Source organism: Streptomyces sp. SID5910, from assembly GCF_009862125.1.
Lineage (GTDB): Bacteria > Actinomycetota > Actinomycetes > Streptomycetales > Streptomycetaceae > Streptomyces.
In genome coordinates this window covers 1-12,178 of sequence record NZ_WWHX01000381.1, presented here as the reverse complement: position 1 = coordinate 12,178, position 12,178 = coordinate 1, and the positions used below count along the sequence as shown (strand labels likewise).

Annotated in this window: 10 protein-coding genes; 9 read left to right on the top strand and 1 reads right to left on the bottom strand. The window is 71.1% G+C overall.

The annotated features are described in order from the left end of the window. From GTW67_RS13125 to recQ, 9 genes are all read left to right on the top strand, one after another. Positions 1–681 (top strand): molybdopterin dinucleotide binding domain-containing protein (locus tag GTW67_RS13125; RefSeq protein ID WP_161164994.1); only part of this gene is annotated, 681 nt, incomplete at its 5' end. After that, positions 678–2,057, top strand: a complete 1,380-nt coding sequence (gene nuoH, locus GTW67_RS13120) for an NADH-quinone oxidoreductase subunit NuoH (RefSeq protein ID WP_161164993.1) — start codon at positions 678–680, stop codon at positions 2,055–2,057. The genes GTW67_RS13125 and nuoH, both read left to right, overlap by 4 nt. Beyond that, positions 2,050–2,691 (top strand): NADH-quinone oxidoreductase subunit NuoI, encoded by a 642-nt coding sequence (gene nuoI, locus GTW67_RS13115; protein WP_161164992.1) that lies wholly within the window; start codon positions 2,050–2,052, stop codon positions 2,689–2,691. Before nuoH ends, nuoI begins: the two co-directional genes overlap by 8 nt. Beyond that, positions 2,688–3,545 (top strand): NADH-quinone oxidoreductase subunit J, encoded by an 858-nt coding sequence (locus GTW67_RS13110; RefSeq protein ID WP_161164991.1) that lies wholly within the window; start codon positions 2,688–2,690, stop codon positions 3,543–3,545. Before nuoI ends, GTW67_RS13110 begins: the two co-directional genes overlap by 4 nt. Beyond that, positions 3,542–3,841, top strand: coding sequence for an NADH-quinone oxidoreductase subunit NuoK (gene nuoK, locus GTW67_RS13105; protein WP_161164990.1), 300 nt, complete (start codon positions 3,542–3,544; stop codon positions 3,839–3,841). Before GTW67_RS13110 ends, nuoK begins: the two co-directional genes overlap by 4 nt. A gap of 9 nt (positions 3,842–3,850) precedes the next feature. Beyond that, positions 3,851–5,815: an NADH-quinone oxidoreductase subunit L gene (nuoL, locus tag GTW67_RS13100; protein ID WP_161164989.1), complete on the top strand. Its 1,965-nt coding sequence runs from the start codon at positions 3,851–3,853 to the stop codon at positions 5,813–5,815. Between the two features lie 5 nt (positions 5,816–5,820). Continuing rightward, complete coding sequence (locus tag GTW67_RS13095) at positions 5,821–7,392, top strand: NADH-quinone oxidoreductase subunit M (RefSeq protein ID WP_161164988.1); 1,572 nt, start codon at positions 5,821–5,823, stop codon at positions 7,390–7,392. Beyond that, positions 7,389–9,047 (top strand): NADH-quinone oxidoreductase subunit NuoN, encoded by a 1,659-nt coding sequence (nuoN, locus tag GTW67_RS13090; protein ID WP_161164987.1) that lies wholly within the window; start codon positions 7,389–7,391, stop codon positions 9,045–9,047. The genes GTW67_RS13095 and nuoN overlap by 4 nt, the downstream gene beginning before the upstream one ends. Positions 9,048–9,251: 204 nt before the next feature. Further along, positions 9,252–11,228, top strand: a complete 1,977-nt coding sequence (recQ, locus tag GTW67_RS13085; RefSeq protein ID WP_202437173.1) for a DNA helicase RecQ — start codon at positions 9,252–9,254, stop codon at positions 11,226–11,228. A gap of 21 nt (positions 11,229–11,249) precedes the next feature. Here the strand turns inward: recQ and GTW67_RS13080 are convergent. Then, on the bottom strand, positions 11,250–12,178 hold a 929-nt coding region (locus GTW67_RS13080; RefSeq protein WP_202437172.1), incomplete at its 5' end, for a HEAT repeat domain-containing protein.

Genomic DNA, 12,178 nt, shown 5'->3' with positions numbered 1-12,178 from the left:
TTCGTGGTGTCGCTGGAGCTGCGGCCCAGCGAGGTCACCGGCCACGCCGACGTGGTCCTGCCCGTCGCGGCGGTCGCCGAGAAGGCCGGGGCCTTCCTCAACTGGGAGGGCAGGGTGCGCTTCTTCGAGGCCGCCCTCAAGCCCGACCAGATGACCCGCCGTCTCGCGCCCACCGACGGCCGGGTGCTCCAGATGCTCGCCGACGCCATGGACGTCCACCTGGGCCTGCCCGACCTGCGCACCACGCGCGCGGAGATCGACCGGCTCGGTGCCTGGGACGGGCCGCGGGCCGGTGATCCGCTGGGCACCGCGAGCGCGCTGCCCCGGCCCGCCGCCGGGGAGGCCGTGCTCGCCGGGCACCGGCTGCTGCTCGACCAGGGCCTGCTCCAGCAGGGCGACGAGGCGCTCGCCGGCACTCGGCACGCCGCACGCGCGCGCGTGTCGGCCGCCACGGCCGCCGAGGCCGGCGTCAAGGCCGGCGACCTGCTGGCCGTGACCGGTCCCGGCGGCACCGTCGCACTTCCGCTGGAGGTCACCGAGATGCCCGACCGGGTGGTCTGGCTGCCGCTGAACTCGGCCGGCCGCGGCGTCGCCTCCGACGCCGGGGTGCTGCCCGGAACCCTCGTCCGCATCGGCCCGGCCACGCTCGCGGGCGAGGCCCCCAAGGAGGTGGAGGCATGAGCCCGTACCTCGCCGCTGAAGACCTCTCGATGTTCGGCACCGACCCCTGGTGGCTGGTCGTCGTCAAGGCGGTCTTCTGCTTCGCCTTCCTGATGGTGACCGTGCTGTTCTCCATCGTGTGGGAGCGCAAGGTCGTCGCCTGGATGCAGCTGCGCATCGGCCCCAACCGGCACGGCCCCTGGGGCATGCTCCAGTCGCTCGCCGACGGCATCAAGCTGATGCTGAAGGAAGACGTCATCGTCAAGCGGGCCGACAAGGCGGTGTACGTCCTCGCGCCGGTCGTCGCGGCCATCCCGGCCTTCATGGCGATCGCGGTGATCCCCTTCGGGCCCGCCGGCAACGAGGTCTCGGTCTTCGGCCACCGCACCGCCATGCAGCTCACCGACCTGCCGATCGCGATGCTGTTCATCCTCGCCGTCGCCTCGGTCGGCATCTACGGCATCGTGCTCGCCGGCTGGAGCTCCGGATCGACGTACCCGCTCCTCGGCGGCCTGCGCTCCTGCGCGCAGATGATCTCCTACGAGATCGCGATGGGCGCCGCGTTCGCCTCGGTGTTCCTCTACTCCGGGTCCATGTCGACCTCGGAGATCGTCGCCCAGCAGAACGACCGCTGGTACATCGTGCTGCTGCCGGTCTCCTTCATCCTCTACATCGTCACCATGGTCGGCGAGACCAACCGCGCCCCCTTCGACATGCCCGAGTCCGAGGGCGACCTGGTGGGCGGCTTCAACACCGAGTACTCGTCGATCAAGTTCGCGATGTTCATGCTCGCCGAGTACGTGAACATGGTGACGGTCTCGGCGGTCGCCACCACGCTGTTCCTCGGCGGCTGGCGGGCGCCCTGGCCGATCAGCACCTTCTGGGAGGGCGCCAACCACGGCTGGTGGCCGCTGCTCTGGTTCGTCGTCAAGGTCCAGCTGCTGCTGTTCTTCTTCATCTGGCTGCGCGGCACCCTCCCGCGCGTGCGCTACGACCAGCTGATGAAGCTCGGCTGGAAGGTCCTCATCCCGGTCTCCCTGGTCTGGCTGATGCTCGTCGCGACCGTGCGGGCCCTGCGGAACGAGAACTACGGCTTCAGCGACATCGCCCTCTACGTCGGCGGTGCCGTCCTGGCCCTGCTGCTGCTGTCCTTCGTCGCCGACATCTACCGCGACAAGGGCAAGGGCGCCGAGGAGGAGACCGCCGGGGAACCGGCCGCCTTCGACCCGATGGCCGGCGGGTTCCCCGTACCGCCGATGCCCGGACAGGAGCTGCCGCAGGTGCCGCGCCGCCGCCCGCGCCGGGACCGGGAGCTGATTGTCAGTGGCGGGCCCGATACTCAGAGTGACGGACCTGCGGGCGGATCTACGGATGGAAAGGAGGCGTCCGATGGCTGAGGAACCGAAGGAGACCAACCCCGGTTTCCTGAATCCCGTGGCCGGCTTCGGCGTGACCTTCAAGGCCATGTTCAAGAAGCGGCTCACCGAGCAGTACCCGGAGCAGCACAAGACCACCGCTCCGCGTTTCCACGGACGGCACCAGCTCAACCGCCATCCGGACGGCCTGGAGAAGTGCGTCGGCTGCGAGCTGTGCGCCTGGGCCTGTCCCGCCGACGCGATCTACGTGGAGGGCGCGGACAACACGGACGAGGAGCGCTACTCGCCGGGCGAGCGGTACGGCCGCGTCTACCAGATCAACTACGCCCGCTGCATCCTGTGCGGCCTGTGCATCGAGGCGTGCCCCACGCGCGCGCTGACGATGACCAACGAGTTCGAGCTGGCCGACTCCAGCCGCGCCAACCTCATCTTCACCAAGGAGCAGCTGCTCGCCGGCCTGGAGGAGGGCATGGTCGACTCGCCCCACGCCATCTACCCGGGCACGGACGAGCAGGACTACTACCGGGGCCTGGTCACCGAGGCCGCGCCCGGCACGGTCCAGCAGGTCGCCCACTCCAAGGGGGAGGTCGTCCAGGAGGGCGACTCCACCTTCGGCGGGACCGAGCCGGCGTCGGAGGAGGTGATCCGCCGATGAGCGCGCAGCTCGCCGCCGCGGCGACCCTCGCCGCCGGCACCTCCACCGGAGAGGCCGTCCAGTTCTGGATCCTCGGCACCGTCGCGGTGATCGGCGCCCTGTGCACCGTCTTCATGAAGAAGGCCGTGCACAGCGCGCTCTGCCTCGCCGGGACCATGATCGTGCTGGCGGTGTTCTACCTCGCCAACGGCGCCTACTTCCTCGGCATCGTGCAGATCGTCGTCTACACCGGCGCGGTCATGATGCTGTTCCTGTTCGTGGTGATGCTCGTCGGCGTCACCGCGGCGGACTCCCTGAAGGAGACCATCAAGGGCCAGCGCTGGCTGGCCCTGGCCAGCGGGCTCGGCTTCGGCATCCTGCTGATCGCCGGCATCGGCAACGCGTCGCTCACGGAGTTCGACGGCCTCGCCCAGGCCAACGCGAACGGCAACGTGGAGGGCATCGCGACCCTCGTCTTCACCAAGTACGTCTTCGCCTTCGAGATCACCGGCGCGCTGCTCATCACGGCCGCCGTCGGCGCCATGGTGCTCACCCACCGCGAGCGCACCGAGCGCGCGAAGACCCAGCGCGAGCTGTCCGAGCAGCGCGTCCGCGACGGCAAGTACCTGCCGCCACTGCCGGCGCCCGGTGTCTACGCCCGGCACAACGCGGTCGACATCGCGGGCCTGCTGCCCGACGGCACCCCGTCCGAGCTCACCGTCAGCAAGACGCTGCGCGACCGGGGCCAGGTCCGTGACGTCTCCACTCAGGCGCTGAACGACCTGAAGGCCCTGGAGCAGCGCGCCGAGGAGCGTCTGGAGCGCGGGACGGCCGCTCCGGCCACCTTCAAGCGGTCCGAGGAGGCGTCGAAGTGAATCCCGTCAACTACCTCTACCTCGCGGCCCTGTTGTTCACGATCGGCGCCACCGGTGTGCTGATCCGGCGCAACGCGATCGTGGTCTTCATGTGCGTCGAGCTGATGCTCAACGCCTGCAACCTCGCGTTCGTCGCCTTCTCGCGGATGCACGGCAATCTCGACGGGCAGATCATCGCCTTCTTCACGATGGTCGTCGCCGCCGCCGAGGTCGTGGTCGGGCTCGCGATCATCGTGTCCCTGTTCCGTTCCCGCCACACGGCCTCGGTCGACGACGCCAGCCTGATGAAGCTGTGAGGGGCTGAAGTGGAGAACCTGATTGCGCTGCTGGTGGCGGCGCCCCTGCTCGGAGCCGCGGTCCTGCTCTGCGGCGGACGCCGGCTGGACCGCGTCGGCCACTGGATCGGCACGCTGCTGGCCGCCGTGTCCTTCGTGATCGGCGTCGTCCTCTTCGCCGACCTGCTCGGCAGCGGCGCCGAGGACCGCACCCTGACGCAGCACCTGTTCAGCTGGATCCCGGTGGAGGGATTCCAGGCCGACGTCGCCTTCCGGCTCGACCAGCTGTCGATGACGTTCGTCCTGCTGATCACCGGCGTCGGCTCGCTGATCCACCTGTACTCGGTCGCGTACATGGAGCACGACGAGCGGCGCCGCCGCTTCTTCGGCTATCTGAACCTGTTCCTCGCGGCGATGCTGATCCTGGTCCTCGCCGACAACTACCTGCTGCTGTACGTCGGCTGGGAGGGCGTCGGTCTCGCCTCCTACCTGCTGATCGGCTTCTGGCAGCACAAGCCCAGCGCGGCCACGGCGGCGAAGAAGGCCTTCCTGGTCAACCGGGTGGGCGACATGGGCCTGTCCATCGCGATCATGCTGATGTTCCTCTGGTTCGGGACCTTCGCCTTCGGGCCGGTGCTCGGTTCGCTGGAGGAGCCCGGCCTCGCGGGGCAGGCCGGCGAGGGCAAGCTCACCGCGATCGCGCTGATGCTGCTGCTCGCCGCGTGCGGCAAGTCCGCCCAGGTGCCGCTCCAGTCCTGGCTCGGTGACGCGATGGAGGGCCCGACCCCGGTCTCCGCCCTCATCCACGCCGCGACCATGGTGACCGCGGGTGTCTACCTGATCGTCCGCTCCGCCGCCGTCTTCAACGGCGCCCCGGACGCGCAACTGGTGGTCACGATCGTCGGCGCGGTCACGCTGCTGTTCGGTGCGATCGTCGGTTGCGCGAAGGACGACATCAAGAAGGCGCTGGCCGGCTCGACCATGTCGCAGATCGGCTACATGGTGCTGGCCGCGGGCCTCGGCCCCATCGGCTACGTCTTCGCGATCATGCACCTGGTGACGCACGGCTTCTTCAAGGCCGGGCTGTTCCTCGGCGCCGGCTCCGTCATGCACGGCATGAACGACGAGGTCGACATGCGGCGTTACGGCGGGCTGCGCAAGTACATGCCGGTCACCTTCGTCACCTTCGGCCTCGGCTACCTCGCCATCATCGGCTTCCCGGGCCTGTCCGGCTTCTTCTCCAAGGACAAGATCATCGAGGCGGCCTTCGCCAAGGGCGGCACCGAGGGCTGGATCCTCGGCGCCTGCGCCCTGCTGGGCGCGGCCGTCACCGCGTACTACATGACGCGCGTGATGCTGATGACGTTCTTCGGCGAGGAGCGCTGGCGCAACGCCCCGACGCCGTCGCCGGCGCAGCCCGACGTGGAGCCGGCCGCCGAGACGCGCGGCACCTACGAGCCGCCGCACCCGCACGAGTCGCCGGGGCTGATGACGATCCCGATGATCGTGCTGGCCGTGGGTTCGGTCGCGGGCGGTGCCTTCTTCAGCATCGGCGACCGCTTCCTGCACTGGCTGGAGCCGGTCACCGGGCACAGCCACGGTGACGCGCCGATCAGCGCCGGGGTGGTCACCGGGGCCACCGTGGCCTGCATGGTCATCGGCGTGGCGATCGCCTGGGCGCAGTACGGACGGCGTCCGGTCCCGGCCGTCGCCCCGCGCGGGTCGCTGCTCACCCGGGCCGCCCGGCGCGACCTGCTCCAGGACGACTTCAACCACGTCGTGCTGGTGCGCGGCGGCGAGCACCTCACGCGCTCGCTGGTCTACGTCGACCACACGCTGGTCGACGGCGTCGTCAACGGCACGGCGGCCTCGGTCGGCGGCCTGTCCGGGCGGATGCGCAGGCTCCAGAACGGCTTCGCGCGCTCGTACGCGGTCTCGATGTTCGGCGGTGCGGCGGTCCTCGTCGCCGCGACCCTGCTGATGAGGGCGGTCTGATACCGATGTCCTTTCCCCTGCTGACAGCGACGGCGGTGGTCCCGGCGGTCGGGGCGATCGCCACGGCCGCCGTGCCGGCCGCCAAACGCGGCTTCGCCAAGTGGCTGGCGCTGGCCTTCTCGATCGCCACCTTCGTCCTCGCCGAACTGGTCGTCGTCCGCTTCGACCCCGGCGGTGACCGCTACCAGCTCACCGAGTCGCACTCCTGGATCGCGGACTTCGGCGTGCGGTACGAACTGGGCGTGGACGGCATCGCCGTGGCGCTCATCGCGCTGACCACGCTGCTCGTCCCGTTCATCATCCTCGCGGGCTGGCACGACGCCGACCCGCTGGAGACCGGCAGCAAGCGGTGGCGGCCGACGCAGGGCTTCTTCGCCCTGATCCTGGCCGTCGAGGCGATGGTGATCATCTCCTTCGAGGCCACCGACGTCTTCCTCTTCTACATCTTCTTCGAAGCCATGCTGATCCCGCTGTACTTCCTGATCGGCGGCTTCGGGGACCGGGCCCACGAGCACGGCGAGAAGACGGCGGCGACGCAACGGTCGTACGCGGCGGTGAAGTTCCTCCTCTACAACCTGGCCGGCGGTCTGATCATGCTGGCCGCGGTGATCGGGCTGTACGTGGTCGCCGGGAACTTCTCCCTCACGGAGATCGCCGAGGCGCGGGCCAACGGGTCGCTGGACATGGCGACCAACACCGAGCGGTGGCTGTTCCTCGGCTTCTTCTTCGCCTTCGCGGTGAAGGCGCCGATGTGGCCGCTGCACACCTGGCTGCCCAACGCGATGGGGGAGGCCACCGCGCCGGTCGCGGTGCTCATCACGGCGGTCGTCGACAAGGTCGGCACCTTCGCGATGCTCCGCTTCTGCCTCCAGCTCTTCCCGGAGGCGAGCAAGTGGGCGACGCCGGCGATCCTCGTCCTGGCGGTGATCAGCATCATCTACGGGGCGCTGCTCGCGGTCGGCCAGCGCGACATCAAGCGCCTGATCGCGTACGCGTCGATCTCGCACTTCGGCTTCATCATCATGGGCATCTTCGCGATGACCAGCCAGGGCCAGTCCGGCGCGACGCTGTACATGCTCAACCACGGCATCTCGACGGCCGTGCTGATGCTGATCGCCGGCTTCCTGATCTCCCGGCGCGGCTCGCGGCTCATCGCCGACTACGGAGGGGTGCAGAAGGTCGCCCCGGTGCTCGCCGGCACCTTCCTGATCGGCGGCCTGGCGGCCCTCTCGCTGCCGGGACTCGCGCCCTTCGTCAGTGAGTTCCTGGTCCTGGTCGGCACGTTCACGCGGTATCCGGTGATCGGCATCATCGCCACCTTCGGGATCGTGCTCGCCGCGCTCTACACCCTCGTCCTCTACCAGCGGACGATGACCGGACCGGTGAAGCCCGAGGTCAGGGCCATGCCCGACCTGCGGGTGCGGGAGCTGGTGGTCGTGGCGCCGCTGGTGGCGCTGCTGATCTTCCTGGGCGTCTACCCGAAGCCGGTCACGGACATCGTCAATCCGGCGGTGCAGCAGACCATGTCCGACGTACACAAGAAGGACCCCCGGCCCGAGGTGGAGGCGGCCAAGTGAGCGCATCAGCCGTCCACAGCCTGTGGACAACGGCGGCAACGGCGGCCGACCCGATCGCGAAGATCGACGCACCGAAGATCGAGTACGGGCAGCTCGCGCCCACGCTCATCGTCATCGGCGCGGCGGTCGTCGGCATCCTGGTCGAGGCCTTCGTGCCGCGCAGGTCCCGCTACTACGCGCAGATGTTCGTGTCCGTCGTCGCGCTCGTCGCCGCCTTCGCCGCGGTCGTCGCGCTCGCGGCGCGCGGATACGGCACGACCAAGGCGGGCATCGCGGCGATGGGCGCCATCGCCGTCGACGGTCCGGCCCTCTTCCTCCAGGGCACGATCCTGCTGGCGGCACTGGTCGGCGTGTTCACCTTCGCCGAGCGGCGGCTCGACCCGGAGACGCACGGCAACCGCGTCGACTCCTTCGCCGCGCAGGCCGCGGCCGTGCCGGGCAGCGAGAGCGAGCAGAAGGCGGTCAAGGCCGGCTTCACCACCACGGAGGTCTTCCCGCTCCTCCTGTTCGCCGTCGCCGGCATGCTGGTCTTCCCGGCGGCCAACGACCTGCTGACGCTCTTCGTCGCCCTGGAGGTCTTCTCCCTCCCGCTGTACCTGCTGTGCGCGCTGGCCCGCCGCAAGCGGCTGATGTCGCAGGAGGCGGCGGTCAAGTACTTCCTGCTCGGCGCGTTCGCCTCCGCGTTCACCCTGTTCGGCATCGCCCTGCTCTACGGCTACTCGGGCTCCATGTCGTACGGCACGATCGCGCAGGTCGTCGACGGCACCGTGCAGAACGTCACCCCGGCGCTCGCCGGCACCATGGGCAACGACGCGCTGCTGCTCGTCGGGTCCGCGCTGATCGTCATGGGTCTGCTGTTCAAGGTGGGCGCGGTGCCGTTCCACATGTGGACGCCGGACGTGTACCAGGGCGCGCCGACGCCGGTGACCGGTTTCATGGCGGCGGCGACCAAGGTCGCGGCCTTCGGCGCCCTGCTGCGCATCCTCTACGTCGTCCTGCCCGGGCTGCGCTGGGACTGGCGGCCGGTGATGTGGGCGGTGGCGATCGTCACCATGCTGGGCGGCGCGATCGTCGCGATCACCCAGACGGACATCAAGCGGCTGCTGGCGTACTCGTCGATCGCGCACGCGGGCTTCATCCTCGCGGGCGTCATCGCGACCACGCCGGAGGGCGTCTCGTCCGTCCTCTTCTACCTGGCCGCGTACTCCTTCGTGACGATCGGCGCCTTCGCGGTGGTCACGCTGGTGCGCGACGCGGGCGGCGAGGCGACGCACCTGTCGAAGTGGGCGGGGCTCGGCCGCAGGTCGCCGCTGGTGGCGGCCGTGTTCGCGGTGTTCCTGCTGGCCTTCGCGGGCATCCCGCTGACCTCCGGGTTCGCGGGCAAGTTCGCCGTGTTCAAGGCGGCGGCGGAGGGCGGCGCGGCCCCGCTGGTCGTGGTCGGCGTGATCTCCTCGGCGATCGCGGCGTTCTTCTACATCCGCGTGATCGTCCTGATGTTCTTCAGCGAGCCGCGGCCGGAGGGCCCGACGGTCGCGGTGCCGTCACCGCTGACGATGACGGCGATCGGCGTGGGCGTGGCGGTCACGGTGGTGCTGGGCGTGGCACCGCAGTACTTCCTGGACCTGGCGGGCCAGGCGGGAGTCTTCGTGCGCTGACCCCGCGCTCACCCCTGCCACGCCGCCGGCCCGGCACCCTCGGGGGGTGCCGGGCCGCGTGGTGCCCGTGACGCGGGTCGCGTGGGGTGGGCTGTGGATAACTTCGGGGGTGTCGGTGGGGGCCCCTATCGTGGGGGGAGTGGTCGGGACTGGATGGGCGCGGCAGGGTGTGCGGGGGACGGGACGATGGGTGTGAGCGGCGAGATGGCAGAGACGGCAGCGGCAGGGCGGCTGGACAGCGAGACGCTGGCCACGCTGCACCGCGTCTTCGGGTACGAGGCCTTCCGCGGTGAGCAGGAGGCGGTCGTCGATCACGTGGTCGCGGGCGGCGACGCCGTCGTGCTCATGCCCACCAGCGGCGGCAAGTCGCTGTGCTACCAGATCCCGGCCCTGGTCAGGCCCGGCACGGGCATCGTGGTCTCGCCGCTGATCGCGCTCATGCAGGACCAGGTCGACGCGCTGCGGGCGCTCGGCGTGCGGGCCGGGTTCATGAACTCCACGCAGGACTTCGACGAGCGGCGCGTGACCGAGGCCGAGTTCCTCGCGGGTGAGCTGGACCTGCTGTACCTGGCGCCCGAGCGGCTGCGCCTGGAGAGCACCCTCGACCTGCTCTCCCGCGGCAAGATCTCCCTCTTCGCGATCGACGAGGCGCACTGCGTCTCCCAGTGGGGCCACGACTTCCGGCCCGACTACCTGGCCCTGTCCCTGCTCGGCGAGCGCTGGCCGGACGTGCCCCGCCTCGCGCTCACGGCGACGGCCACGGACGCCACCCACCGCGAGATCACCGAGCGGCTGAACATGCCGGCGGCGCGGCACTTCGTGGCCAGCTTCGACCGGCCGAACATCCAGTACCGGATCGTGCCGAAGACCGACCCCAGGAGGCAGCTGCTGAGCTTCCTGCGCGAGGAGCACGCCGGGGACGCGGGCATCGTCTACTGCCTCTCGCGCAACTCGGTGGAGAAGACCGCAGAGTTCCTGTCGAGCAACGGCGTCGAGGCCGTGCCGTACCACGCGGGCCTGGACGCCGGCACCCGCGCGGCGCACCAGTCGAGGTTCCTGCGCGAGGAGGGCCTGGTGGTCGTGGCGACCATCGCCTTCGGCATGGGCATCGACAAGCCGGACGTCCGCTTCGTCGCCCACCTGGACCTGCCCAAGTCGGTCGAGGGCTACTACCAGGAGACCGGCCGCGCCGGGCGGGACGGCCTGCCGTCGACGGCCTGGATGGCGTATGGGCTCAACGACGTCATCCAGCAGCGCAAGCTGATCCAGTCCGGTGAGGGCGACGAGGCGTTCCGCCGCCGCGCCCAGTCCCACCTGGACGCGATGCTCGGCCTGTGCGAGACCGTCCAGTGCCGCCGCGGCCAGCTCCTCGCCTACTTCGGCCAGGACCCGGACGCGGCCGGCTGCGGCAACTGCGACACCTGCCTCACCCCGCCCGAGACCTGGGACGGCACGGTGGCGGCACAGAAGGTGCTGTCGACGGTGGTGCGGCTGAAGCGGGAGCGCGGGCAGAAGTTCGGCGCCGGGCAGATCATCGACATCCTGCTGGGCAAGCGCACCGCGAAGGTCATCCAGTTCGACCACGACCAGCTCTCCGTGTTCGGCATCGGCGAGGAGCTGACCGAGGGCGAGTGGCGGGGTGTCACCCGGCAGCTCCTGGCCCAGGGACTGCTCGCGGTCGAGGGCGAGTACGGCACGCTGGTGCTGACCGAGGCCAGCGGGGCGGTACTGCGGCGCGAGCGCGAGGTGCCGCTGCGCAAGGAACCCAAGAAGCCGGCGGCGGCCCGGGGCGGCTCGCGCGGGGACCGCAAGGCCAAGGCCGCCGCGGCCGAACTGCCCGCGGAACTGGTGCCCGCCTTCGAGGCGCTGCGTGCCTGGCGCGGGGAGCAGGCCCGCGAGCAGGGCGTCCCGGCGTACGTGATCTTCCACGACGCCACGCTCCGGGAGATCGCCACCGCCTGGCCCACCTCGGTCGCGCAGCTCGGCGGGATCAGCGGCGTCGGCGAGAAGAAGCTGGCGACGTACGGGGAGGGAGTGCTGGCGGTGCTCGCCGGACTGGCCGGTGAGCAGGCATCGGCACCCGCACCCGGCCCGGCCCCCGCGTCCGCGGGTGACGCCGGGTCCGGCCCGCACGACTGGCCCGAGGACGAGCCGGAGCCGGAGCCCGACGACTGGATATGAGCGGTTCCTACGGGCTCCGCCTCACAGGGCGCGGGCCGCGTAGGCCCTGACGTCGGCGTCGCTGTCGCCGGTGGCCGTGGCGAGCGCCGACCGGGCGTCCGGCGTGGTCCCGGTGTGCCGGGTCAGGGCCAGGACGGCCGCCTTGCGGACATCGGCGTTCGCGTCGGCGAGGACCTTGGCGAGTACGGGCACCGCGGCGTCGGACGCGGCGGCGGACAGCGCGGTGGCCGCGCCCGCTCGGACCTGCCACGCGGGGTCGGACAGCGCGGCGACCGCCCGTGCCGCCAGCGGGGCCGGGCAGCCCGTCTCCGCCAGCGCCGCGAAGGCCGCGCCGCGGACCAGGGCGTCGGGGTCCTCGGTGAGCCGGTCGTGGGCGCCGCCCGCGCGGGGTTCCGCCCGCAGCGTGCCCAGCGCCTTGGCGACGGCGACCCGGACCTCGCGGGACGGATCGTCGGCGGCCGGTGAGAGCGCCTGAGCGGCGTCCAGCGCGACCAGCCCGCGTACGGCCTCGATGCGCACGGAGGTGTCCGGGTCGCCGAGGGCTCCGGTGAAGGTGCCGGGGTCGCCCAGCCGCAGGACGCGCAGCAGGTCGAGGGCGGTGGCGCGGACCACGGGGTCGGACTGGTCCAGCGCCCGGACGAGGGGCTCGCCCAGCGCGGGTTCGGGCGTCAGTGTCTCGGCCAGCTCGCGCAGCGAGGCCGCGGCGGCGGCGCGTACCTCGCCGTCCGGGTCGGACAGGGCGGCGGCGAGCGCCGGACCGGTGCCGGCGGGCACGGTCTCGGTCAGCACGGTGACCGCCGTGCGCCGGACGGCGGGCTCGGGGTCGGACAGATACGGCTGGAGGGCGGAGAGTTCGGGCTCGTTCTCGGCCAGGGCCAGCAGGTCCAGCAGCCGGGGCGAGGCCGTCGCGGCCGGCTCGGCGGTGGCGGGGCCGCCGTCGCCCGGGGCCA

Coding starts and splice junctions, on each gene's coding strand:
- GTW67_RS13095 (WP_161164988.1), top strand. CDS start 5,821: ATGTCCTTTCCCCTGCTGACAGCGACGGCGGTGGTCCCGGCGGTCGGG.
- GTW67_RS13110 (WP_161164991.1), top strand. CDS start 2,688: ATGAGCGCGCAGCTCGCCGCCGCGGCGACCCTCGCCGCCGGCACCTCC.
- nuoH (WP_161164993.1), top strand. CDS start 678: ATGAGCCCGTACCTCGCCGCTGAAGACCTCTCGATGTTCGGCACCGAC.
- recQ (WP_202437173.1), top strand. CDS start 9,252: ATGGCAGAGACGGCAGCGGCAGGGCGGCTGGACAGCGAGACGCTGGCC.
- nuoI (WP_161164992.1), top strand. CDS start 2,050: ATGGCTGAGGAACCGAAGGAGACCAACCCCGGTTTCCTGAATCCCGTG.